The sequence below is a fragment of the Streptomyces sp. NBC_00539 genome, assembly GCF_036346105.1.
GTDB lineage: Bacteria > Actinomycetota > Actinomycetes > Streptomycetales > Streptomycetaceae > Streptomyces.
Window position 1 is genome coordinate 612,590 of the sequence record NZ_CP107811.1, and the last position, 22,437, is coordinate 635,026.

Annotated in this window: 22 protein-coding genes and 1 pseudogene; 13 read left to right on the forward strand and 10 right to left on the reverse strand. The window is 74.4% G+C overall.

What is annotated here, in order from left to right; all coding sequences use genetic code 11:
- Positions 1–70: 70 nt before the first annotated feature.
- On the reverse strand, positions 71–1,303 hold the full coding sequence (locus OG861_RS02945) for an FUSC family protein (RefSeq protein ID WP_329200813.1): 1,233 nt from the start codon (positions 1,301–1,303) through the stop codon (positions 71–73).
- 166 nt (positions 1,304–1,469) lie between these two features.
- Between OG861_RS02945 and OG861_RS02950 the strand changes: the two genes are divergently transcribed.
- The 3 genes from OG861_RS02950 (at position 1,470) to OG861_RS02960 (ending at position 3,307) form a co-directional block, all read left to right on the forward strand.
- Entirely contained in the window at positions 1,470–2,030 is a 561-nt protein-coding gene (locus tag OG861_RS02950) for a hemerythrin domain-containing protein (protein WP_329200811.1), read from the forward strand.
- Between the two features lie 210 nt (positions 2,031–2,240).
- Entirely contained in the window at positions 2,241–2,645 is a 405-nt protein-coding gene (locus OG861_RS02955; protein ID WP_330261153.1) for an ATP-binding protein, read from the forward strand.
- A 116-nt stretch (positions 2,646–2,761) separates the two neighbouring features.
- Positions 2,762–3,307: a DUF5133 domain-containing protein gene (locus OG861_RS02960; RefSeq protein WP_329200807.1), complete on the forward strand. Its 546-nt coding sequence runs from the start codon at positions 2,762–2,764 to the stop codon at positions 3,305–3,307.
- Positions 3,308–3,475: 168 nt separating this feature from the next.
- Here the strand turns inward: OG861_RS02960 and OG861_RS02965 are convergent.
- The 4 genes and pseudogenes from OG861_RS02965 to pgm form a co-directional block, all read right to left on the reverse strand.
- Positions 3,476–3,619, reverse strand: a pseudogene (locus tag OG861_RS02965) (CsbD family protein); the annotation flags it as partial.
- Positions 3,620–3,666: 47 nt separating this feature from the next.
- Positions 3,667–3,933, reverse strand: a complete 267-nt coding sequence (locus OG861_RS02970) for a DUF4235 domain-containing protein (RefSeq protein ID WP_329200803.1) — start codon at positions 3,931–3,933, stop codon at positions 3,667–3,669.
- A 112-nt stretch (positions 3,934–4,045) separates the two neighbouring features.
- Positions 4,046–4,930, reverse strand: a complete 885-nt coding sequence (locus OG861_RS02975; RefSeq protein WP_329202600.1) for an oxygenase MpaB family protein — start codon at positions 4,928–4,930, stop codon at positions 4,046–4,048.
- Positions 4,931–5,000: 70 nt separating this feature from the next.
- The gene (pgm, locus tag OG861_RS02980) at positions 5,001–6,641 is read right to left on the reverse strand and encodes a phosphoglucomutase (alpha-D-glucose-1,6-bisphosphate-dependent) (protein ID WP_330261154.1); all 1,641 of its coding nucleotides are present in this window, start codon (positions 6,639–6,641) and stop codon (positions 5,001–5,003) included.
- A 264-nt stretch (positions 6,642–6,905) separates the two neighbouring features.
- Between pgm and OG861_RS02985 the strand changes: the two genes are divergently transcribed.
- From OG861_RS02985 to OG861_RS02995, 3 genes are read left to right on the forward strand one after another with little or no spacing between them, the layout of a single operon-like run.
- Entirely contained in the window at positions 6,906–7,757 is an 852-nt protein-coding gene (locus tag OG861_RS02985) for an SDR family oxidoreductase (RefSeq protein WP_330261951.1), read from the forward strand.
- Positions 7,758–7,770: 13 nt separating this feature from the next.
- Complete coding sequence (locus OG861_RS02990) at positions 7,771–8,964, forward strand: amidohydrolase (RefSeq protein ID WP_329200799.1); 1,194 nt, start codon at positions 7,771–7,773, stop codon at positions 8,962–8,964.
- A gap of 15 nt (positions 8,965–8,979) precedes the next feature.
- Entirely contained in the window at positions 8,980–9,483 is a 504-nt protein-coding gene (locus OG861_RS02995; protein WP_330261155.1) for a metallophosphoesterase family protein, read from the forward strand.
- A 4-nt stretch (positions 9,484–9,487) separates the two neighbouring features.
- On the opposite strand, the gene OG861_RS03000 is transcribed toward OG861_RS02995, so the two are convergent.
- The 5 genes from OG861_RS03000 to OG861_RS03020 all read right to left on the reverse strand — a co-directional run bounded on the left by OG861_RS03000 (position 9,488) and on the right by OG861_RS03020 (position 14,339).
- Positions 9,488–9,850: an STAS domain-containing protein gene (locus tag OG861_RS03000; RefSeq protein WP_330261156.1), complete on the reverse strand. Its 363-nt coding sequence runs from the start codon at positions 9,848–9,850 to the stop codon at positions 9,488–9,490.
- A gap of 61 nt (positions 9,851–9,911) precedes the next feature.
- Entirely contained in the window at positions 9,912–11,144 is a 1,233-nt protein-coding gene (locus OG861_RS03005) for a PP2C family protein-serine/threonine phosphatase (protein ID WP_330261952.1), read from the reverse strand.
- Between the two features lie 98 nt (positions 11,145–11,242).
- A complete protein-coding gene (locus OG861_RS03010) occupies positions 11,243–12,835 on the reverse strand; it encodes a phytoene desaturase family protein (protein WP_330261157.1) in 1,593 nt (530 codons plus the stop codon).
- Positions 12,822–13,277 (reverse strand): SRPBCC family protein, encoded by a 456-nt coding sequence (locus OG861_RS03015; RefSeq protein WP_329200792.1) that lies wholly within the window; start codon positions 13,275–13,277, stop codon positions 12,822–12,824. The genes OG861_RS03010 and OG861_RS03015 overlap by 14 nt, the downstream gene beginning before the upstream one ends.
- A gap of 75 nt (positions 13,278–13,352) precedes the next feature.
- Positions 13,353–14,339 carry an SDR family NAD(P)-dependent oxidoreductase gene (locus tag OG861_RS03020; protein WP_329200790.1) on the reverse strand — a complete coding sequence of 329 codons (987 nt, stop codon included), beginning with the start codon at positions 14,337–14,339 and terminating at the stop codon, positions 13,353–13,355.
- Positions 14,340–14,663: 324 nt separating this feature from the next.
- Here OG861_RS03020 and OG861_RS03025 point away from each other — a divergent pair, with 324 nt between their 5' ends.
- The 7 genes from OG861_RS03025 (at position 14,664) to OG861_RS03055 (ending at position 22,369) form a co-directional block, all read left to right on the forward strand.
- Positions 14,664–15,626, forward strand: a complete 963-nt coding sequence (locus OG861_RS03025) for a UDP-glucuronic acid decarboxylase family protein (RefSeq protein WP_329200788.1) — start codon at positions 14,664–14,666, stop codon at positions 15,624–15,626.
- Between the two features lie 82 nt (positions 15,627–15,708).
- Positions 15,709–17,385, forward strand: a complete 1,677-nt coding sequence (locus OG861_RS03030) for a carbamoyltransferase family protein (RefSeq protein WP_329200786.1) — start codon at positions 15,709–15,711, stop codon at positions 17,383–17,385.
- On the forward strand, positions 17,382–18,458 hold the full coding sequence (locus OG861_RS03035; protein ID WP_330261158.1) for a glycosyltransferase family 2 protein: 1,077 nt from the start codon (positions 17,382–17,384) through the stop codon (positions 18,456–18,458). The genes OG861_RS03030 and OG861_RS03035 overlap by 4 nt, the downstream gene beginning before the upstream one ends.
- Positions 18,455–19,090, forward strand: a complete 636-nt coding sequence (locus tag OG861_RS03040) for a D-glycero-alpha-D-manno-heptose-1,7-bisphosphate 7-phosphatase (RefSeq protein WP_329200782.1) — start codon at positions 18,455–18,457, stop codon at positions 19,088–19,090. Before OG861_RS03035 ends, OG861_RS03040 begins: the two co-directional genes overlap by 4 nt.
- Positions 19,087–20,166 (forward strand): glycosyltransferase family 9 protein, encoded by a 1,080-nt coding sequence (locus OG861_RS03045; RefSeq protein ID WP_329200780.1) that lies wholly within the window; start codon positions 19,087–19,089, stop codon positions 20,164–20,166. Before OG861_RS03040 ends, OG861_RS03045 begins: the two co-directional genes overlap by 4 nt.
- On the forward strand, positions 20,163–21,128 hold the full coding sequence (locus tag OG861_RS03050) for a glycosyltransferase (RefSeq protein ID WP_330261159.1): 966 nt from the start codon (positions 20,163–20,165) through the stop codon (positions 21,126–21,128). The genes OG861_RS03045 and OG861_RS03050 overlap by 4 nt, the downstream gene beginning before the upstream one ends.
- Complete coding sequence (locus OG861_RS03055; protein ID WP_329200777.1) at positions 21,125–22,369, forward strand: glycosyltransferase; 1,245 nt, start codon at positions 21,125–21,127, stop codon at positions 22,367–22,369. The genes OG861_RS03050 and OG861_RS03055 overlap by 4 nt, the downstream gene beginning before the upstream one ends.
- Positions 22,370–22,437: the final 68 nt, after the last annotated feature.

A 22,437-nucleotide genomic window follows, 5' to 3' on the forward strand; every position in this document is an offset into this window, starting at 1 on the left:
GAGTGGCGGGGGGCCGGCTTTCGCCCGTCCGGGCCCTGTCGCACCGGGAGCGCGACTCCTTCGGTCCGCCTCACCACCGGCGCGATCGGCCGCCCTGGTCGTCCGCGGGGCGCAGCCGCAGCTGGTCTGCGAGGCGGTGCAGGCGGGGGAAGCGTTCGCGCCGCAGCTGCGAGTGCCGGTCGAGCTCCTCGATGAGCCGCTCGGAACGTTTCTCCACGCCGAGTTCGTCCAGCACCCGGTCCGCCTCGGCGAGCAGGGCGCCCGAGAGCTGCCACTGGCCGGGGTCGGTGCGGACCTGTTCCAGGAGCAGTCCGGCCAGCTTGTCCCGGCTCAGGCGGGCGGTGTTGAGCTCCTCGGTCAGCCTGCTCTCGGCTTCCTCGGCGTTCGCGCTGACCTGGGCGGTGATCAGCTGGGCGAAGCTCTCGACGGCGATGGCCGTGTGCGCGTAGAGCTCCCGCAGCGCCTGCGCGATGTGCGCCGGGAACAGCGGTTGCTCGGGCCGCGTCTGCGCCAGGTCGGTCAGCGTGCGGCAGGAGACGCGCAGCACCACCGCGCAGATCTCCAGGGTGTCCAGTCCGGTGCGCAGGACCAGGCGGAACAGGAGCCCTTCGCGCACGCGCGGGTTCAGCCGCAGGCTGTCCTCGGCCTGCCGCAGCGCGGCGTCGACCTGGGCGATGTCGTTGTCGAGCCGGCGTGCCTCGTGCAGCCGGGCGGCGGCCTTCTCCACCGGGGTGTGCTCGTCGAGTTCGTCGGTGATGTGCACCATCAGGGCGCGCATCCGCCGGGCGAGGTCGGTGATCGCCTCGCTCGCCGGTCCGACCCATACGGGCGGCACGAACAGGATGTTGAACAGCAGGCCGACGGCGGCGCCGATCAAGGTCTCCAGCACCCGGTCCCAGGCGGTGTCGGCCACCCGGGTGACGCCGAGGACCAGCATGGCGCTGATCGCGACTTCGGGGACGAACTCGCCCGCCTTCACCAGCGGTCCGATGGTGAGCGACACCAGGATGATCAGGCCGAGGCTCCACCAGGTCAGGCCGACCAGCGCGCTGAATCCGATCGCGAGCAGCACCCCGGCCACCACGGAGTTGACCCGGCGGATGCCGGTGGTGAGGGTCGAGTAGAGGGTGACCTGCACGACGAGCAGCGCGGTGAGCGGAGCGGTCAGCGGGGCGGGTTCACCGCTGAGCTGCAGGGCGACGACGTACGAGATCACGGCGGCCGCGGTGGAACGGACGGTCTGGACGACGGCGGGCTCCCGGTGCCGCCGCACCAGCTGACGCAGTGGAGCAGAGAGTGACATGACCCGCCCTTTCCCCTTCGCGTGAAGATCAACGCGATCCGGCGCACGCAGTACACACCGGATATGTCACGACACGCTACGTGAGGACCAATGCCCCGACGGCTCGCTGCGCGGCGGTTCACTGGGTGGCCTGGATCAGACCATCGGCACGAGAGAGGAGAGCGGCATGGGACACGGCGGCGACGTCATCGCGGAACTCACCACGGACCACGAGGAGGTGGAGGAGCTCTTCACCAACATCCAGGAACTGCCGTCGGGCGACGCGCGCAGGAAGCACTACGCGGACCAGGCGATCATGGAGCTGGTCCGGCACTCCGTGGCCGAGGAGTCGTACCTGTACCCGGCCGTCCGCGAGCACCTTCCCGAGGGGGACAGCATCGCGGACAAGGAGCTGGAGGACCACGCGATGGCCGAGCGCACCATGAAGGACCTGGAGGGCTGTGCCGCGGACGACCCGCGTTTCGACGCCCTGATGACCAAGCTCATGGCCGAGATCCGGGCCCACGTGGCCGACGAGGAGAACAACCTCTTCCCCCAGCTGCGCGCCGCCTGCACCCCGGACATGCTCGACAAGCTCGGCGACAAGGTCCGCCAGGCCAAGAAGATGGCCCCGACCCGGCCGCACCCGTCGGCGCCCGACAAGCCGCCGGCCAACAAGCTGCTCGCCCCCGGGGTGGGCCTGGTCGACCGGCTGCGCGACGCCATGAGCGGACGGGGCAAGGACTGACGCTCCCCTTGAACGGCGGCTCCGGGGACCGGTGGCGTCCGGCCTCCGGAGCGCCGTGCGTTGACGGGGTGCGGTGCCGCCGTGCGTCGCGCCGTGCGGCGCTGTACGGAGGAAGCAGCGGGAAAAGCGACGCGCTCGCGACACATGCCGGGTCGGGCCACGGGCAGGCGCAAAGACGTCACCGTCAAGGCGCGCAGGGAGACAGCGTCCATGGACACCTCACTCGTCCAGCACCGCATCACGCTCACCCCGCGGCCGGGGGCCAACGCGGTCGCCCGCGATACCGCCCACCGGTTCCTGGCCGACGCGAGGGAGCACGGCCGTGCCGTACCGGACCCGGCCCCCGACACCCTGCTCCTCCTGGTCACCGAGCTGGTGACGAACGCGCTGCGCCATACCGGCGGCCCCTGCACCCTCAGCCTGACGCTGCACGCGAACGCCATCGACGTCGACGTGACGGACACGAGCCCGCACCCGCCGACGCCCCGGGTGCCCGACCACACGGGGCACGGGGGCTGGGGCTGGAACCTCGTGCACCACCTGACCGAATCCGTCGAGATCCGGCCGACCGCGGACGGCGGGAAGACCATCCACGCACGTGTGGCCCTGGAGTGACCGCCGGGCCCCGGCGGGAACGCGCCTCTGACCGCGATTTGACCGCATACCGGGATACGGGATGCCTGATACCGGGCACGCTCAGGCCCGAAGCGGCAGGAGAAGCGGAGGCGACGATGACCGAGACACCGATACCCCAGCGCCGCCGCACACCCGCGGCCGCCGACCCTGCCGTCGCCGCCGCGGCAGCGGCGCGTGCCCGCACCGAGCTGGCGACGGGGATCCTCATGGCACTGGTTCCGTGCAGCGCGGAAACCGCGCGCCGACTGCTCACGGCGGCCGCCGAGGAAACGGGCACGACGGCGCAGGAGAGCGCCGGAGCGGCCGTCGCACTGCTCGGCGGCCAGGACGAGCCCACCCCGGTCCAGGAAGCGCTGCGCACGGCGATGCGCCGGGCCAGGTCCGGGCCGCAGCAGGGAGCCGGGGCGCGGCTGCTGCCCAGGCCGGACGTCCTGCGCGAGCACGTGGCGCGCTTCCGGGCACTGCGCCGGGAGGTGCTGGGATCCCCGGGCGACCTCGCCCTGCAGCGCGAGCTGGACGACGCCGTGTACACGTTGTGCGTGATGATGGGCCGCCGGACCCCGCACGATGCGCTCAAGGCCGCCGAGACACTCGTCGACGCGCAGCCGCAGCAGCCCGCGCGGGGCGACCAGGGCGCCTGACGAAACGGCCTGACGAAAGGGACGGTCGCGCCCGAACGGACGGCTCCGCCCGGTGGGTACCGGGCGGAGCCGTCTGCTGTCGTGGATGGGGTCGATGGGGTCGATGGGGTGACAGTGCCGGAGGGTGTCAGAGCGAACCCTTGTTTCCTCTGGCGCCTTGGCCCGGCCCTTGGTTTCTTCCAGCGCGCTCTTCGCCTCGCCCTTGGCCTGGTCCATCTTGCCCTCGGCTGCCATCTTGTCGCTGCCGGTGGCCTTGCCCGCGACTTCCTTGACCTTGCCCTTTGCCTTGTCCATGCCGCCCTTGCCGGCCATGGTGACTCCTCGGCCCGGTGTTCGCGTGTTCTCTGCGTGCCCGCCCGTCAGGCGGGCCAGGTGCCCGAGACGCGCCGTACGGCGGTGGCTCCGCCCCGTTCGACCGCGGCCTTGACCACGGCGAAGATCGCCCCTTGCAGGGCGGCCGCGAGCAGGATCTCGCGCCAGGCCCTGCCCTCGTCCGTGGCGTTCGGCGCGTCGTCCTCGTGGCCCGCCAGTTTCCAGACCTGCTTGAACGCCACGCCCGCCAGCATGCCGGCGCCGGCGCCGAGCGCCAGTCCCACCGGCTTGTAGGCGATCTTGGCTTTGTTCACCGTCCGCGCTCCCTCCGTCGGCCCCGTGCTGGTAGCCGGAGCACCTTCGCAGCGGCGTCTTCCCCGCCGCTGCCGGGATAAGCCCGGTGCCCGGTGGTTTTCCGCGTGCGGCTCAGCGGGCCGCGGGGGGCTCCTCACGGGGCGGAAGGGCCCCCAGCGCCCATCTGATCGTCCCGGTCACCGCCCTGCCGGACAGGAGTACGAGGTCCTCCGGAAGGTACGGCGCTGCGCGCAGGCCCAGCGCCTCCCGGGCCCATGGCGGCAGCGTGCGGACCGCGTTCGCCGCCAGGAGGGCGTAGGGGCCGCGGGCGATCCACGGCAGCGGCGGCTCGCGGAGGATGAAGCGGGCCGCGTCCAGGGCCTCCGGGGTGGCGCGCAGTTCGGGCCGGTAGCGGGCGAGCCGGGCCGCGAGGGAGGCGCGGTCGTCCGGTGGGTCGGGTACGCCGAGCGCGCGGGCGACCCGGGCGGTGTCGGCGATGTACGCGTCGCAGCCGGCGCCGTCCAGGGGGTGGGCACCGTAACGCTGGTGCGCACGCAGGAAGCTGTCGACCTCCGCCACGTGCACCCAGCACAGCAGGTGCGGGTCCGCGGCGTGGTAGGGCTCACCGGCGGCCGTGGTTCCGCGTATCCGCTCGTGCACCTCGCGTACGTGGTCAACGGCGCGCTGGGCGTCCTCGGCGGTGCCGTAGGTGGTGACCGCGAGGAAGGTGCTGGTGCGCTGGAGCCGCCCCCAGGGGTCGCCCCGGAAGCCGGAGTGCGCGGCGACGGCGGCCATCGCACGCGGGTGCAGGGATTGCAGCAGGAGCGCGCTGAGGCCGCCGACGAACATGGAGGCGTCTCCGTGGACGGTGCGAATGGGCCGCTCGGGGCCGAACCAGCGCGGGCCGGGGGTGCCGTGGATGCGGGCGCGGTTCTGCCGGCCGCCCGGCCCCGCCACGTGGGCGAAGAGACTGGTGCCGACCCGTTGGCGCAGGCCCTGGCCCGACCGCTGCGACATGTCCACGCTCCCATCCTCCCGCGCGGCCGGCCGGACCGGCAGTCCCCGGTCCGGCCCGGCCGCGGGCGGCTCAGGCGGAAAGCGCCTGCGCGACCACCGACCGCGCCGCTTCCTGCACTTCGGCGAGGTGTCCGGGGCCGCGGAACGATTCCGCGTAGATCTTGTAGACGTCCTCGGTGCCCGAGGGGCGGGCCGCGAACCAGGCGTGACCGGTGGTCACCTTGATCCCGCCGAACGCCGCGCCGTTGCCCGGGGCGCTGGTCAGCACCCCGGTGACCGGGTCACCCGCCAGCGTGTCCGCGGTGACCTGCTGCGGGGAGAGCCGGCCGAGCACCGCCTTCTCCTCCCGGGTGGCCGGGGCGTCGACGCGCGCGTACGCCGGCTCGCCGAACCGGGCGGTGAGCGCGGCGTACCGCTCGGAGGGGCTGTGTCCCGTCACCGCGAGGATCTCCGACGCGAGCAGGGCGAGGAGGATGCCGTCCTTGTCGGTGGTCCACACGGAGCCGTCGCGGCGCAGGAAGGAGGCGCCGGCCGACTCCTCACCGCCGAACCCGAGGGTGGCGCCGGACAGCCCGTCCACGAACCACTTGAAGCCGACGGGAACTTCCACCAGCTCGCGGCCGAGGTCGGCGGCCACCCGGTCGATCATCCCGGAGGACACGAGTGTCTTGCCGATGCCCGCGGAGACCGGCCACCCCTCGCGGTGGCGGTAGAGGTAGTCGATCGCGGTGGCGAGGTAGTGGTTGGGGTTCATCAGGCCGCCGTCCGGCGTGACGATGCCGTGGCGGTCGGCGTCGGCGTCGTTGCCGGTCGTCAGGTCGAACCGGTCCCGGCCCTCGATCAGGGAGGCCATCGCGTACGGGGAGGAGCAGTCCATACGGATCTTCCCGTCCCAGTCGAGCGTCATGAACCGCCAGGTGGGGTCGGTTTCCGGGTTGACGACGGTCAGGTCGAGCCGGTGTTCTTCGGCGATGCGTCCCCAGTAGGCGACGGAGGCGCCCCCGAGCGGGTCGGCGCCGATGCGCACGCCCGCCGCGCGGACGGCGTCGAGGTCGAGCACGGAGGGCAGGTCGCGGACGTAGGCGCCCAGGAAGTCGTACCTGCCGGTGGTGGCGGCCGCGAGGGCCCGCGCGTACGGCAGTCTGCGCACCTCCTTCGAGCCGCCGGCGATGATCTCGTTGGCCCGCTCCTGGATCCAGCCGGTCGCGTCCGATCCGGCGGGTCCGCCGTGGGGCGGGTTGTACTTGAACCCGCCGTCGCCGGGCGGGTTGTGCGAGGGCGTGACGACCACCCCGTCCGCGAGGGCCCCGCTGCGACCGCGGTTGTGGGTCAAGATGGCGTGGGAGACCGCGGGCGTGGGCGTGTAGCCGTCGGCGGTGTCGAGGAGCACCGCCACGCCGTTGGCGGCGAACACCTCGATGGCCGTGACCCGGGCGGGTTCGGACAGTGCGTGCGTGTCGGCGCCGAGGAACAGCGGCCCGTCCACGCCCTGCCGGGCCCGGTACTCGCAGATGGCCTGGCTCGTCGCCGCGATGTGGTCCTCGTTGAAGGCGGTGGCGAGGGACGATCCGCGGTGCCCCGAGGTGCCGAAGCTGACGCGCTGGTCCGGATCCGCGGGATCCGGGTGCAGGGCGTAGTACGCGGTCACCAGCCGGGACACGTCGATGAGGTCCTCCGCCCGCGCCTGCTGGCCCGCTCGCTCGTTCGGCATCCGTTCGCTCCTCCGTGCTGCTCGGCACTCCACTGCTGGGGCCTTCCCTCCCCACGGCCTACCCAGCGGGAGCCACTCCTACCGGCCGGGTTTACAGCGTTCGTCCGGGTTTGGGACAGCGGCGAGCGGTTAGCCGCACCGTACCGGGGCACGCGCGCCAGCGTCCGCGCGCTTCGGCCTGCCCCCGGAGCGGGGGTGGTGGAGCGCTCACCGAGGAGGTTGTGCCACGTGGAACGCAAGCGCGGGGCCCCTGACCCCACCACCATGTACCCCCGGCCGGATTTCCCGGAACAGGACCAGGAGCACCCGGGACGCACCGGCCCGATGGAGCCGGTGCCCGACCACGGCGAGACGTCCTACCGGGGCCACGGCCTGCTGGAGGACCGCAAGACCGTGATCACGGGCGGGGACTCCGGCATCGGCCGGGCGGTCGCGATCGCCTACGCCCGCGAGGGCGCCGACGTGCTCTTCACCTACCTTCCCGAGGAGGAGGAAGACGCCCGGCAGACCGAGCGCCTGGTGGAGGAGGCGGGCCGCAAGGCGGTGGCCGTGGTCTGTGACATCCGCGAGGAGGAGCAGTGCCGGGCGCTGGTGGACCGGGCGGTCACCGAGTTCGGCCGGATCGACGTGCTGGTGAACAACGCCGCCTACCAGATGGCGCAGCCGGAGGGGATCTCCGCGATCACCACCGAGCAGTTCGACCGGGTCGTGCGCACCAATCTCTACGGGATGTTCTGGCTGTCGAAGATGGCCCTCCCCCACATCCCGTCCGGCGGGAGCATCATCAACACCACCTCGGTGCAGGCCTACAAGCCGAGCCCGCCGCTGCTGGACTACGCGATGACCAAGGGCGCCATCGTCACCTTCACCCAGGGGCTGGCGCAGATGACGGCGTCCGACGGGATCCGGGTCAACGCCGTGGCGCCCGGGCCCGTGTGGACCCCGCTGATCCCGGCCACCATGCCCGACACCGCCGAGTTCGGCGCGCAGTCACCGCTGGGCCGTCCGGCCCAGCCCGCGGAACTGGCGCCCGCCTACGTCTTCCTCGCCTCGACGCAGGCGAGCTACCTCACCGCGGAGATCCTCAACGCCACCGGCGGAACGCCGCTCCCCTGACATCGGAGGACATGTGTCACACGACCACGAGGCCCTGTACGACCGGATCGAGGAGGAGGTGGCCCGGCGCGCCGACCGGCTCTGGGACATCAGCTGCGCCCTGCACCGGGATCCCGAGACCGCCTACGCGGAGCACCGCTCGTCCGCGCTGCTAAGCGCGGAGTTCGAGCGGGAGGGGTTCACCGTCGAACGGGGCACGGCCGGGCTGCCGACCGCGTTCGTCGCCCGCTCCGGAGGCGGGGAAGGGCCTCGGGTGGCCCTGCTGATGGAGTACGACGCGCTGCCCGGCCTGGGGCACGCGTGCGGCCACAACCTGATCGCGGCCGCCGGGCTGGGCGCGGCGGCCGCGGTACGGGCGGCCCTCGGCGACGGCGGGGGCACGGTCCTGGCCGTGGGGACGCCGGCCGAGGAGCGCGGCGGCGGCAAGGTGGAGCTGGTGTCGGCGGGGGTGTTCGACGGCGTCGACGCCGCGCTGATGTTCCATCCGGGGGTGCACAGCTGGGCGTGGGCGCCGCTGACGGCGCAGCGTCAGCTCCGGGTCGGGTTCCACGGCCGCGCCGCCCACCCGACCGGCAACCCGACGGAGGGCATCGACGCGCTCGCCGCCCTGGTGCAGCTGTTCAATACCACCGCCGTCCTCAGCCGGCGGCTTCCCGCCGGGTCGCACGTCCAGGGCATCGTGACGGACGGGGGCGAGTCCACCAACGTCGTACCCGCCTACGCGGAGGGTCTGTTCGGGCTGCGCGGGGCGACGACGGGCGCGCTGGAGGAACTGGCGGCGGAACTCGAATCCTGCGCCCAGGGTGTGGCCGGGGCGACGGGCACCAAGGCCGAGGTCACCCCGGTCGGTACGGGCTACCGGCACTTCCGCAACAACCGGGCGCTGTCCGACCGGTTCACCCACCACATCGGGCGGGCCGGCATCGCGGTCGGGGATCCGGCGCCGGGGGTGTACCTGGGCTCGTCGGACATCGGTGACGTCAGCCACCGGGTTCCGGCCATCCACCCGTTCGTGGCCATCATGGACGAGCCGGGCTCCGACCACACCCCGGGCTTCGCGCTCGCCGCGGCCGCTCCCCGGGGACGACGGGCGATGCTCGCCTCGGCGCGGGCGCTGGCCTGTACGGCGGCGGACGTGCTGCTGGATCCCGCGTTGAAGGAGACGGCCTGGGCGCAGCTGCGCTCGCAGGCCGCGTCGGGCGGATGACCGTACCGTGGCGGCATGCGCCTGTTGCTGATCTCCGACACCCACCTGCCGGCGCGCGCCAAGGTGCTCCCGTCCGCCCTGGTCGAGGAGTGCGGGCGGGCGGACGTCGTGATCCATGCGGGTGACTGGGTCGACGAGGACGCCTACGCGCTGGTCGCCGGCCATGCCCGCGAGCTGATCGGGGTGCACGGCAACAACGACAGCCCGGCGCTGTGCGCGCGGCTGCCCGAGGTGGCGAGAGCCGTACTGGAGGGCGTGCGCGTCGGTGTGGTGCACGAGACGGGGGCCGCCGCCGGGCGGGAGGCGCGGTGCGAGCGGCGGTTCCCCGATCTGGACGTCCTGGTGTTCGGCCACAGCCACATCCCCTGGGACACCACCACGCCCGGGGGTCTGCGGCTGCTGAACCCCGGCTCTCCCACCGACCGGCGCCGCCAGCCCTTCCCCACGTACATGACGGCCGTGGCCGCCGGCGGCCGGCTGTCAGGGGTCCGGCTGCACCGGCTGCCGCCCCGGGGCTGACGGCTCACCGGGAGCCGTGGGGGCCGTCCTGCTCCGGGGGGTGCCCGGCGCCGTCGCCGAGGAAGACCGGGCCCAGCCCGCTGATCTCCAGCAGCCGCAGGAGGTGTCCGGGCACGCGCGTGAGGACCACCGATCCGCCCGCGCCCACGGCTCGGCGGCGCAGCTGTACGAGGACGCTGAGCCCGGAGGAGTCGCAGAAGGTGACGGCGGAGACGTCCAGGACGAGGTGCGGGCTGTCGGCGAGCAGCCGCACGCCCTCCTCGCGCAGCTGGGTGGCGGTGTGCCAGTCCATGGCGCCGGTGAGCGCGACGACCCGCCGGGGGCCGTCCGCCTCCCGGACGTTCAGGCTCAAGGCGCTCTTGTTCACGTGCCGACTCCTGACGGGCTCCCGGAACGGGTGTGCCGGGATCGGGTGCGCGGGTGTCGCTTCACTCCTCCTGGTCGGTCAGGCCGGTGAGCGCCGCGGCCTCCCGCGCGGGCACGGCGGTCGGCCCGAGCCATTCGCACAGCAGGATGGTCGCGTCGTCGCCCAGGTACCCCTCGTGGTGGTCCATGACCGCCTGGATGAGGCGCCGCAGGGTTTCCGGCACGGGCAGTCTGTCGGCGTGCCGGCGGATGAGGAAGTCGGTGAACCGTTCCAGGCCGAACTCGTTCGAGCCGGGGCGGCGGGCCTCGGTGATGCCGTCGGTGTACAGCACGAGGCGGTCACCGGGCTCCAGCTGCTCGCGACAGGGCGTGACCGGCAGTCCGAGGTCGGTGCCCATGGGGTGGGCCGGCGGACAGGCCAGCTGGGTGGTCCACCGGCCGCCCCGGATGACGAGGGGCGGGTGGTGGCCCCGGTTGACCCACGTCAGCTCGCCGGTGGCGGTGTCGAGGTCGGCGAGGATGCCGGTCACGTACGAGCGGTGGCTGAACTGCTCGATCAGCAGTTCCTCCACCCGTTCGCTCATGCCGACCAGGTCCGACCCTTGCCTGCGTGAGTTGCGGCAGGCGCCGACCGCGAGGTTGGCCGCGAGCCCGGCGGCGGTGTCGTGGCCCATGGCGTCGAAGATCGACAGGTGGACGACGGGGCCGGCCATGGCGTAGTCGAAGGCGTCGCCGCTGACCTGGTACGCGGGCTCCATCGCGGCCGCGATCACCACCCGGCCGTCCGCGTAGGTGCGCGGGGGCATCAGGTGCCACTGCATCTCTGCGGCGACGTTCATGGGCGCGGAGCGCACGAGGCGGGCGTAGGAGTCGCTGTGGTCCCGTTTGGTGACGATCAGCAGGGCGAGCAGCGAGGCTAGGGACTCGGCGTCCTGCCGGGCCATCTCGTCGTCGTAGGGGGTGGTCAGCCTGAGCAGGCCCAGGCGTTCGGTGCCGTCCAGCATGGGCACCCACCACTGGAGGCCGCCCGGCCCCGTCACGGGGACGATCTCCCCGTGCTGGTAGGAGCGGCCCGCGAGGGTGCCTTCGACCGGGACCTCGGTGTCCGCGGCGCGGGCGGGCGGCGGGGGCCCGGCGACTCCCTCTCCGGTGAGCAGCCGCAGCACACGCCCCTGTACGTCGGCCACGTAGACGTACAAGTCGCTGAATCCGGCGTGTTCCGCGTGGGCGCGGGCCTTCACCGGTACGAGTTCCATCGGCAGGAGGTGACTGGCCGCGAGCAGGCCCATCAGCATGCGTCGGCTGCCTCGCTCGCGCTCGATCGTCACGGAGTCCTCTCTCGCAAGCCGCACGTCCACAGCCCAGTGCAGCACAGGGGGCCGGGCGTCGCCTCTCAGGACCCGGGGGCGCCCCGCAGGCGCCGCGAGCGCAGGGCCGTACGGGCGGCGTTGGCGCCGGGGGCCCCGTGCACGCCGCCGCCGGGGTGGGCGGTGGCCGAGGCGAGGTAGAGGCCGCGGACGGGGGTGCGGGGGCGGCCGGTGCCCGGGACGGGGCGCAGGAGCAGCTGCTGGTGCAGGTTGGTGGTGCCCTGGTTGACGGCGCCGCCGATCAGGGCCGGGTTGAGGCGCTCCAGGTCGGGGGGTGCGAGCACGCGGCGGGCGCGGACGGTGGCGCCGAAGCCCGGGGCGTAGCGCTCGACCTGCGCTTCGACGCGGGCGGCGATCTCCTGCTTCTCCCGTTCGTCCCACTTGCCGGTGATGGCGGCCGCGCCGTCCTGCCCGGCGTCCCCGGTGATGGCCTGCGGGACGTGGGTGTAGGCCCACGCGGACTCGGTGCCCCGCGGGGAGCGGCTGGGGTCCGCGGTGGTCATCTGACCCAGGATCACGAACGGCACGAGGGGGACCTGGCTCATGGCGATCTGCGCGGAGAAGAGGGTCAGTTCGTCCAGGCCTTCGGCGAGGTGGACGGTCCCGGCGCGCCGGGCGCCCTCCGAGGCCCAGGGGATCGGCCCGGACAGGGCCCAGTCCACCTTGACGGTGGCGAAGTCCCACTGGAAGCGCCGCAGATCGGAGCGCAGCCGCGCGGGCAGGTGCTCCTCCCCCACCAGCCGCTCGTACAGGAGCGGGGCGGGGACGTCGGCGAGGACGGCCCGGCGGGCGGGGATCTCGACGCCGTCCTCGGTGCGCACCGCGACGGCGCGGCCGCCGCGGACCACGACGCGGGTGGCGGCCCGCGAGCAGTACAGGGTCCCGCCGCGCGCCTCCAGCCGGCGCACCAGGGCATCGGTGAGGGCCCGGGCGCCGCCGACGGGCACGGGGAAGCCGTACGTCTGGCCCAGCATGCACATCAGCCAGCCGAAGCCGCCGCCGAGGGCGGACTCGGGTCCGAGGTCGGCGTGCAGCGCGTTGCCGGCGATCAGCAGCCGGGCGCCTTCTCCGGCGAACTCCTCCTCGCCGAGCCTCCGCGCGGGAAGCAGCATGGTGCGCGCCACCCGCAGCCCCTCGGCCGCGCGCAGCCGCGCCGCGAGCCTGAGTCCCGCCCGGACGGGCGGGAAAGGGGTGAACAGGCATCCCAGCACGTCGTCGCCGATGCGCTGCCAGAGGGCGTAGAGCCGCTCCCAGGCGGCCCCGTCCCCCGGCGCGAAGGCTTCGACCGAGGCCGCGGTGTCGTGGACGTCGCTGCCGAGGACGGCGCAGCGGCCGTCTTCGAGGGGGTGGGCGACCACGGCCGGGGCGCGGCTCCAGCGCAGCCCGTGCCGTTCCAGGTGGAGGGCCCGGATCACCGGGGAGGCTGCCGCGAGCGGGTAGAACGCGCTGAACAGGTCGTGCACGTAGTCCGGGTCGAGGCCGCGGTCGCTGCGGACCGCCCCGCCGGGTTCGGGGGCCGCCTCCAGGACGACGACCCGCCAGCCCGCGTCGGCCAGTACGTTGGCCGCGACCAGGCCGTTGGGGCCGGCGCCGATGACCACCGCGTCAGGAGTCGCCATCGGGCCGGGCCCCCTTGGACTCGACGGCCCGGGCCAGGCGCCCGAGCATGCTGCGGTGGCGGAGCTGGACGAGGAGGTCGATGGCGGCGTTGTGGAAGGAGCCGTTGCGGCCGCGCAGGGGGTGTTCGTCGATGATGACGAGCGTGTCCTTGCCCCAGGGTTTGATCTCCAGGGCGATGCGGGCGCTGCCGCCCTTTCCCGCCATCGCCTCCAGTTCGAGCCGGTCCGGCGGCTCGCAGGCGCGTACGACGGTCCTTCCCTCGTAGGTGAACGGGCCGACCTTGACCTTGTAGCCGATGGTGGCGCCCTCCATCGGCCAGTGTCCGCCGGCCTCCCAGGACTCCTCGGTGCCGACCACCCAGTCGGCGTACCGGCTGCCGTCCCGCAGGACGTCCCACAGCCAGGCGGGTGGACGGCGTATGAGCCGGTGCTGCACTGCCATGGCTCCTCCAGGGCTCGGGGGCACGGGTGCCCGGCGCCTACCCCGGGCGGCGGGGTTCATACGGTGCCGGATCGATCAGGTGGGCCGCCGGCGGGTGGCGGCCCGGGCGCCGAGCAGTGCCGTACAGCCCAGGGCCGTGGCGGCCGCCGTCCTGCGCACCGCCGTGCGCCAGCCGCTGCCGCGTCCGCCGCGTACCGCCGCGCTCCGCCCGGACGGCTCGCGCAGGTTGCCCGGGGAGTCGGGAGTGTCCGCGGCGGGGTCCAGGTACCGGTGCTCGGTGCGCCGGGCGAGGGTGGCGCGGGTCAGGTTCGGTGCGAGGGCGTGGGCGGCCGCCAGGGACCGGGCGTAGGGGCCCACCAGCACGCGGGGGCGGGGGTGGCGCATCGCGGCGGTGAGGGTGCGGGCGACCCGCTCGGGTGTCGCCACGGGCGGCAGGGAGCGCAGCTCGCGGCCGGTGTGGTTGGCGGCGTGCCGGAAGAAGGGCGTGTCGACACCGGCGGGGAGCACCGTGCACACCCTGATGCCGCTCGCCCCCATGAGGCCGAGTTCCGTGCGCAGCCCTTCGCCGAAGGTGACGAGGGCTGCTTTGGACATCGCGTAACCCGACATGTACGGGGCCTGTACCACCGCGCCGAGCAGGGAGGCGACGTCGATGAGGACGCCTTCGCCCTGCCCGCGCATGACGGGCACGGCGGCCCGGGCCCCGTTGACGGCGCCGATGACGTTGACGTCGAGGAGCCGGCGCAGTTCGCCGGGGGGCGTCTGGTCGAACCGGCCCAGGATTCCCACGCCGGCCACGTTGGCCCAGACGTCGATCCGGCCGAAACGGGCGGTGGCGGCCGCGGCGAGGGCGGTCACGGCCTCGGGGTCGGTCACGTCGGTGGGTACGGCCAGCGCCTGACCGCCGCGGCGCGCGCACTGCTGCGCCACCCGGTCGAGTTCCCGGGCGCTGCGGGCGGCGAGCACGACGTGGGCGCCGCGCCGTGCGCAGGCCAGGGCGGTGGCGCGGCCGATGCCGCTGGAGGCCCCGGTGATGACGACGACCCGGTTCTTGAGCTTCACACCGGGCGTCTGACCGGTACGGCGTGATTCATGCCGCCGGGCGGTGCGCGGTGCGGGAGCCGGAGCGCCGCGCCGGAGCGCCGCGCCCCGACCGACCCGCTGCCCCACCCCCGTGCCCCACCCCCGCGCCGGACCCCCGCGTGTTCACGTTCCGTGATTCACCGGAATGCAGTGCTCCCGAGTGCCCGTTCCTCCCGGCTGGCGGAGGCTGATGTCAATTCCCGGGGCTCCAGGGGCCCGCCGCCCGCCGCGACCGCTGAGGGAGTGCCACCTGCCGGAACCGGCCGGTGGTGAGCCGGACACACCTGCCAGAGGAGACCTTCGATGAGCACCGTCTCGACACAACGCTGGGAGCACGCCGTCGTCACCGGTGGTGCCGGTTTCGTGGGTTCGCACCTGTGCACCGCGCTGCTTGACGCGGGCACGGCGGTGACGTGCGTGGACGACTTCAGCACCGGCCGGCCGGAGAACGTCGCGGCGCTGGCGGACCGGCCGGGCTTCACCCTGTTCCGGGCCAACGTCTCGGAGCCGTTCACCGTGCCCCGCCCGCCGGACCTGGTGCTCCACCTGGCCTCCCCCGCCTCCCCGGCCGACTACCTGCGGCTGCCGCTGCACACCATGGAGGCCGGCAGCCTCGGTACCCGCAACGCCCTGGAACTCGCCCACCGCTGCGAGGCTCGCTTCGTGCTGGCCTCCACCTCCGAGGTCTACGGCGATCCGCAGGAACACCCGCAGAACGAGCGCTACTGGGGCAACGTCAACCCGGTCGGCCCGCGCAGCGTGTACGACGAGGCGAAGCGCTTCGGCGAGGCGCTGACGACCGCCGAGGCCGGTTTCCACGGGACGGACACCGCCATCGTGCGGCTGTTCAACACCTACGGGCCGCGGATGCGCGGCTACGACGGCCGGGCCGTTCCCACCTTCATCCGCCAGGCCCTGGCGGGCGATCCGCTGACGGTCACCGGTGACGGGCTCCAGACCAGGTCGCTGTGTTACGTGGACGACACGGTGGCGGGCATCCTCGCGATGGCCGCCCACGGCATGCGGGGCCCCGTCAACATCGGCAATCCGACCGAGATCACGATGCTGGAGCTGGCCCGGCTGGTCATCGAACTCACCGGCTCCGATTCCGAGATCCGCTTCATCGAACGGCCCACGGACGACCCGAGCGTGCGCTGCCCGGACATCACTCTGGCCCGCGACAAGCTCCAGTGGGAGCCGAAGGTGGCGGCCGAAGACGGCCTGCGGCGGACCATCGCCTGGTTCCGCGATCAGCCGGACCACTGACGCCGAAGCAGCAGGGCGCGTCCCACCGGGGCGCGTTCCCGTCCGGTGCCCCGCGCCCCTCCGCCGAAAGGCCCGACACGTCATGCGCATCCTCGGAATCAACGCCCTCTTCCACGATCCGGCCGCCGCACTCGTCATCGACGGCCACATCGTCGCCGCCGCCGAGGAGGAACGTTTCTCCCGGCGTAAGCACGGCAAGCGCCCGGTGCCCTTCTCCGCCTGGGAACTGCCCGTACAAGCCGCTTCCTGGTGCCTGCACCGGGCCGGGCTGCGCCCCCAGGACCTCGACGCCGTGGCCTACTCCTTCGATCCGGCGCTCGCCCGGCCGGCCGCGGAGATGGGCCTGGACGATCCCTGGGACCACCTGCGGCTGACCTACGCACGCGAGGCGCCGGGCTTCTTGAGCAGCGCCCTGCCCGGGCTCGACCCCGCCCTCGTCAGGTTCGTGCCGCACCACATGGCGCACGCCGCTTCCGCCGCGTTCGCCGCCTCCGGCGCCGAGACCTCCTCGGTGCTGGTCCTGGACGGGCGCGGAGAGCGGGCCTCGCACCTGGCGGCGCGCCGCATCCACGACCGGCTGGAGCCCTTGCACTCGCAGGAACTCCCGCACTCCCTGGGCCTGGTCTACGAGGAACTCACCGCCCACCTCGGGTTCCTGCGCTCGTCCGACGAGTTCAAGGTGATGGCCCTCGCCTCCCACGGCACCCCGCGGATGCTGGCGGAACTGCGCCGCCACGTCTACCCGACCGGCGACGGCGGGTTCCGCGCGAGCGGCGTCCCCTGGCACGAACTGTGCGCCCCCCGCGGGCCGGAGGAGCCGTGGACGCGCGACCACGCCGACGTCGCCGCCAGTGCGCAGGCCGCCTTGGAGGAGACGCTGCTGGACCTGGCGCGCTGGCTGCACGGCAAGACCCGCGACAGCGTCCTGACCCTGGCGGGCGGTGTGGCGCTGAACTGCGTCGCCAACTCCCGGATCGCCCGCGAGGGCCCCTTCGACCGGGTGTGGGTGCAGCCCGCCGCCGGTGACGCGGGGACCGCACTGGGCGGTGCGCTGCTGCTGGCCGCGGGCGCCGGGGACGAGCCGGAGCCGATGGCCGGCGCCGACCTGGGCCGCGACTGGTCCGACGCCGAGCTCGGCGCCTGGCTCAAGACGGCGGCGGTGCCCTTCGACCGGCCGCCGGACATCGCCGAGACCGTCGCGCGGGCGCTCGCGGACAACGCCGTCGTCGCCTGGTTCCAAGGGCGTTCGGAGTACGGGCCGCGGGCCCTCGGCCACCGTTCGCTGCTCGCTCACCCCGGACACGCGGGCAACCTGGAGCGGCTCAACGACGTGAAGGGGCGCGAGCAGTTCCGGCCCGTGGCGCCGATGGTGCTCGCCGAGCGGGCCGCGGAGATCTTCACCGGGCCCGTCCCCAGCCCGTACATGCTGTTCGTGCACGACGTGGCGCCCGAATGGCGCGAGCGGATCCCCGCCGTCGTGCACGTCGACGGCACCGCCCGCATCCAAACCGTGGACGCGGCGTACGAACCGCTGGTGGCACGGATGCTCGGCCATTTCGAGCGGCTCACGGGGTTGCCCGTGGTGGTCAACACCAGTCTGAACACGGCCGGACGGCCCATGGTGGACGATCCGCGCGACGCGCTGGAGTGCTTCGGCTCCTCCCCCGTCGACCTCCTCGCGATCGGGCCCTACGCGATCCGGCGCGGCTCGTTCTTCCGCACCGATGACCGCTCCGACGACGAAGGCTGGTCCCGATGACCGCGTACGCCCCTGCCCGGACGGCTCCGCCGTACGCCGTGGTCGTGCCCACCCTGGGCCGGCCGAGCCTGAGCCGCTGCCTGGAGGCACTGGCCGCCTCGGCCGGGCCCAAGCCGGTCCGGGTCGTCCTCGTGGACGACCGCCCCCGGCCCGGCGGCACCCCCCTGCCGGTCGAGGTCCCGGCGTCCTTGCGCGGCGTCACCGTGACCGTGCCCGGCGGCGGCCGCGGTCCGGCCGCCGCCCGCAACACGGGCCGCCGGGAGGCGGGCGATGTCGCGCACTGGATCGTCTTCCTCGACGACGACGTGCTGCCCGGGCCCGAGTGGGGCGAGGAACTGGCCCGCGACCTCGCGGCGGCCTCCGAGCGGACCGGCGGGATCTCGGCCCGGATAGCGGTGCCGCTGCCCGGCGACCGGCGCCCCACCGACTGGGAGCGCGGCACCGCGGGGCTGGCCACCGCGCGCTGGATCACCGCCGACATGGCCTACCGGCCCGAAGTCCTGGACGCCGTCGGCGGCTTCGACGAACGGTTCCGCCGGGCGTTCCGCGAGGACGCCGATCTGGCCCTGCGGGTCCTGGACGCCGGCTGGAGCCTGGACGAGGGCCTGCGCCGCACCACCCATCCGGTGCGCCCGGCCGACCGCTGGGTCTCCGTGCGCCAGCAGGCGGGCAACGCCGACGACGTCCTGATGAACCGGCTGCACGGCGGCGGCTGGTGGAGCCGGGCGAGCGCGCCCCGCGGGCGGCTGCCGCGCCACCTGCTGGTCACCGGCGCCGCCGCCGGGGCCGTGTCCTGCGCCGTCATCGGCAGACGCGGCGCCGCCGTCGCGTGCGCGGCCGGGTGGCTCGCGGGTACGGCCGAGTTCGCGGGGGCGCGGATCGCCCCCGGACCGCGGACCCGGCAGGAGGTGCTGTCCATGGCGGTGACCAGCGTGCTGATCCCGCCGGTGGCGACCTGGCACTGGCTGCGCGGGCAGTTGCGCCACCGCGGGGCGCTGCCGTGGCGGCCCCGGCCCGAGGCGGCGACCGCCAGGGCGCCGCGCACACCGCTGCGGGAACGGGTGCCGCGATGACCCGGCCGCTTCCGCCCGGCCCCTGGCTTTTCGAGGCGTCCCCCCGGACCGGGGCGGGCCACGAGGCCGATCCGGGCCTGCCTCAGGCCGTGCTGTTCGACCGGGACGGCACCCTGGTCGCCGACGTGCCCTACAACGGCGACCCCGGGCGGGTGGCGCCCATGCCCACCGCCCGCGAGGCCGTGGCCGCCGTGCGCGCGCTCGGCATCCCGGTGGGTGTGGTCAGCAACCAGTCGGGCGTGGCCCGCGGCCTGCTGACGCGCCGTCAGGTGCTGGCGGTGCGCGAGCGGGTCGACGGACTGTTCGGGCCGTTCGCGGTGTGGGCGGTGTGCCCGCACGGCCCGCGCGACGCCTGCGCCTGCCGCAAGCCCGCTCCGGGCCTGGTGCTCGCCGCCTGCCGGTACCTCGGTGTGCCCCCCGAGCGGACCGTCGTCATCGGTGACATCGGGGCCGATGTGGAGGCGGCGCGCGCGGCCGGCGCCCGGGGAGTCCTCGTACCGACCGGGCGGACCCTGCCGCAGGAGGTCGCGGCGGCCGGCGAGACGGCGCCCGATCTGCTCGCGGCGGTCCGGCTGGTGCTGGGCGACCGCACCCCGGCGGTGGCGGCGCCCGGCCCGGGGAGCGCCCCGTGAGCGGGCCGCGCACGCTGGTCGTGCGGCTGGACAGCGCGGGCGACGTGCTGCTGGCCGGGCCGGCCGTGCGGGCGGTCGCGGCGGGGTCCTCCTACACCGCGATGCTCTGCGGGCCGCTCGGTGAGCCGGCCGCCCGGATCCTGCCGGGCGTGGACGACGTCCTGGTCTACGACGCCCCCTGGGTCGGGCTGGAACCCGCCCCGGCCGGCCACCGAGAGTGCGCCGGGCTGCTGGAGGCGGTCGCGGCCGGCCGGTTCGACAGGGCGCTGATCCTGGTCTCCTACCACCAGAGCCCGCTGCCGGCGGCCCTGCTGCTGAAACTGGCGGGCGTCCCCTGGGCCGCCGCCGACTGCGAGGACTACCCCGGTTCCCTGCTGGACCTGCGTCACCGGCGCCTGCCGCACCGGCACGAGGCGCTGGCCGCTCTGGACCTGGCCCGGGACTGCGGGTTCGCGCTGCCGCGGGGCGACGACGGGGCGCTGCGCGTGCGCACCCCTCCCGACACCGCGCACCTGACCGGGCCGGAGCCCTACGTGGTGCTGCACCCCGGAGCGGCCGCCCCGGCCCGGTCGTGGACCGCCCCGCGGGCGGCGCGGGCCGCCGAGGCGCTCAGCGGCGCGGGCTACCGGCTGGTGGTCACCGGCAGCCGGGCCGAGAAGGACCTGACCGCCAAGGTGGCGGGCGGCCACGCACTGGACCTCGGCGGCGTCACCGCCGATCTGGCGGAGCTGGCGGGCGTCCTCGCGGGCGCCCGGGTCGTGCTCACCGGCAACACCGGTCCCGCGCACCTCGCGGCGGCGGCGGGCACCCCCGTCGCCTGCCTGTTCGCGCCGGTGGTTCCCGCCGAGCGCTGGCGTCCGTACGGCGTGCCGCACGTACTGCTGGGCGACCAGGGGGCCCGCTGCGCGCAGACCCGGGCCCGCCGGTGTCCGGTGGAGGGCCACCCCTGCCTGGACGGTGTGAGCGACGTGGAGGTGCTGGCGGCGGTGGCGACGCTGGGCGGCGGAACGGCACAGGGGACACAGCCGGCCCGGCCGGGCGGCTCATCCGAAACGGAGCGAGGAGCGAGGGTATGAACATCCTGCTGTGGCACGTGCACGGGTCCTGGACCACCGCCTTCGTCCAGGGGCCGCACACGTATCTGGTGCCCGTGACCCCGGGGCGCGACCCGGACGGTCTGGGGCGGGCCCGCACCTTCTCCTGGCCGGACTCGGTCAAGGAGGTGACGCCCGGGGAACTCCGCGACAGCCCCGTGGACCTGGTCGTCCTCCAGCGGCCGCACGAGGCGGAGCTCGCCGAACGCTGGCTGGGCGGCCGCCGCCCGGGCCGGGACGTGCCGGCCGTCTACCTGGAGCACAACGCGCCCGACGGGGAGGTCCCCTGCACCCGGCACCCCTTCGCCGACCGCGACGACCTGACCCTCGTCCACGTCACGCACTTCAACCGGCTGTTCTGGGACAGCGGCTCCACCCGGACCGAGGTGGTCGAACACGGGATCGTCGACCCGGGACACCTGTACTCGGGCCACCTCCCCCGGGCCGCCGTCGTCGTCAACGACCCCGTGCGCAGAGGCCGCTACACCGGTACGGACCTGCTGGCCGCGCTCGGCGAAGCGGTGCCGCTCGACGTCTTCGGGATGCGCACGGAGGGCCTCGCCGACCACCTGGGCGTGCCGGCCGACCAGTGCCGCAGCGCCGACCTCCCCCAGCAGGCCCTGCACGAGGCGATGGCCGCGCGCCGGATGTACATCCACCCGGTGCGCTGGACCTCGCTGGGGCTCTCGCTCCTGGAGGCCATGCACCTGGGCATGCCCGTCGTCGCGCTGGCCACGACCGAGGTGGTGGAGGCCGTACCGCCCGGCACGGGAACGCTGTCGACCCGCCCCGAGGTGCTGGCGCGGGCCGCCCGGCTCTACCGGGAGGACCCGCAGGCAGCCGCCGAGGACGGCGCGCGGGCCCGCCAGGCCGTCCTGGAACGGTACGGACTCAAGCGCTTCCTGGCCGACTGGGAGCGCGTGATCACGGAGGTCTGCTCATGACGCCGCGCACGCGCCCCGCCGCGGGCAGTCTGTCCATCGCCCTGGTTTCCGAGCACGCGAGTCCCCTGGCCGCCCTGGGCGGAGTCGACGCGGGCGGCCAGAACGTGCACGTGGCCCGTCTGGCGGGGGCGCTCGCCGACCGCGGCCACCGGGTGACCGTGTACACCCGGTGGGACTCCAGGGACCTGCCGGTCACCACACCACTGCGGCCGGGCGTACTGGTCCACCACGTGCCGGCCGGACCGGCGGAGCAGCTGCCCAAGGACGAACTGCTCCCGCACATGCTGGAGTTCGCCCGCTACCTCGCGCTGGAGTGGCAGGAGCGGGGACCCGATGTGGTGCACTCCCACTTCTGGATGTCGGGGCTGGCCTCGCTCCAGGTCGCGCGTGAGCTGCGGCTGCCGCTGCTGCACACCTACCACGCGCTCGGCACGGTGAAGCGGCGCCACCAGGGCCACGCCGACCCCAGCCCGCCGGCCCGGATCTCCTGCGAGGTGCAGGTGGGGCTCGGCTGTGACCGGGTCGTGGCCACCTGCCGGGACGAGGTCGCGGAGCTGGCCGGCATGGGGGTGCCCACCGAGAAGGTGGACGTGGTGCCCTGCGGGGTGGATCCGCAGGAGTTCGCCCCCGAGGGCCCGGTCGCCGAGCGGGGCCCCCACCGGTACCGGCTGCTCCAGCTGGGCCGGCTGGTCCCCCGCAAGGGGGCCGCCGTCGCCATCACCGCCCTGGCCGGCCTGCCGGACGCGGAACTCGTCGTCGCGGGCGGCCCTCCGCCGGAGCGGGTCGACGCGGACCCGGAGGTCCGCAGGCTGCGGGACCTGGCGCGGACCGCCGGGGTCGGCGACCGGGTCCGCTTCACCGGCGGGGTGCCCAGCGCCGAGGTGCCGGCCCTGCTGCGCAGCGCCGACGTGGTGCTCTGCCCCGCGGACTACGAACCGTTCGGGATCGTTCCGTTGGAGGCCATGGCCTGCGGCCGGGCGGTCGTCGCCAGTGAGGTGGGCGGACAGCGCGACACCGTCGCCGACCGCGTCACCGGCCGGCTGGTGCCGCCCGGCGACGCGCGGGCCCTGACCGCGGCCGTCGCCGAGCTGCTTGCCGATCCCGCCCTGCGGGAGGCGTACGGTGCCGCGGGCCGGAGCCGGGTGATGAGCCGGTTCGGCTGGGCGAGCGTCGCCGCGGCCACCGAGGCGGCCTACCGCTCGGTGCTCAGCGCCCGCATGGCGGTGGCCCGAGCCCTCTGACGCCTCGTTCCCCGGTCGAGCTCCGCCTCGCTACCGCTCCGGCCGCGTGCCCGCCCTCGTTCCTCGGG

Bases quoted from the DNA above. Each gene is read 5' to 3' on its own strand.
- OG861_RS02945 (WP_329200813.1), bottom strand. From the start codon at position 1,303: ATGTCACTCTCTGCTCCACTGCGTCAGCTGGTGCGGCGGCACCGGGAG.
- OG861_RS02950 (WP_329200811.1), top strand. From the start codon at position 1,470: ATGGGACACGGCGGCGACGTCATCGCGGAACTCACCACGGACCACGAG.
- OG861_RS02955 (WP_330261153.1), top strand. From the start codon at position 2,241: ATGGACACCTCACTCGTCCAGCACCGCATCACGCTCACCCCGCGGCCG.
- OG861_RS02960 (WP_329200807.1), top strand. From the start codon at position 2,762: ATGACCGAGACACCGATACCCCAGCGCCGCCGCACACCCGCGGCCGCC.
- OG861_RS02975 (WP_329202600.1), bottom strand. From the start codon at position 4,930: ATGTCGCAGCGGTCGGGCCAGGGCCTGCGCCAACGGGTCGGCACCAGT.
- pgm (WP_330261154.1), bottom strand. From the start codon at position 6,641: ATGCCGAACGAGCGAGCGGGCCAGCAGGCGCGGGCGGAGGACCTCATC.
- OG861_RS02985 (WP_330261951.1), top strand. From the start codon at position 6,906: ATGTACCCCCGGCCGGATTTCCCGGAACAGGACCAGGAGCACCCGGGA.
- OG861_RS02995 (WP_330261155.1), top strand. From the start codon at position 8,980: ATGCGCCTGTTGCTGATCTCCGACACCCACCTGCCGGCGCGCGCCAAG.
- OG861_RS03005 (WP_330261952.1), bottom strand. From the start codon at position 11,144: ATGCTGATGGGCCTGCTCGCGGCCAGTCACCTCCTGCCGATGGAACTC.
- OG861_RS03010 (WP_330261157.1), bottom strand. From the start codon at position 12,835: ATGGCGACTCCTGACGCGGTGGTCATCGGCGCCGGCCCCAACGGCCTG.
- OG861_RS03015 (WP_329200792.1), bottom strand. From the start codon at position 13,277: ATGGCAGTGCAGCACCGGCTCATACGCCGTCCACCCGCCTGGCTGTGG.
- OG861_RS03025 (WP_329200788.1), top strand. From the start codon at position 14,664: ATGAGCACCGTCTCGACACAACGCTGGGAGCACGCCGTCGTCACCGGT.
- OG861_RS03030 (WP_329200786.1), top strand. From the start codon at position 15,709: ATGCGCATCCTCGGAATCAACGCCCTCTTCCACGATCCGGCCGCCGCA.
- OG861_RS03035 (WP_330261158.1), top strand. From the start codon at position 17,382: ATGACCGCGTACGCCCCTGCCCGGACGGCTCCGCCGTACGCCGTGGTC.
- OG861_RS03040 (WP_329200782.1), top strand. From the start codon at position 18,455: ATGACCCGGCCGCTTCCGCCCGGCCCCTGGCTTTTCGAGGCGTCCCCC.
- OG861_RS03050 (WP_330261159.1), top strand. From the start codon at position 20,163: ATGAACATCCTGCTGTGGCACGTGCACGGGTCCTGGACCACCGCCTTC.
- OG861_RS03055 (WP_329200777.1), top strand. From the start codon at position 21,125: ATGACGCCGCGCACGCGCCCCGCCGCGGGCAGTCTGTCCATCGCCCTG.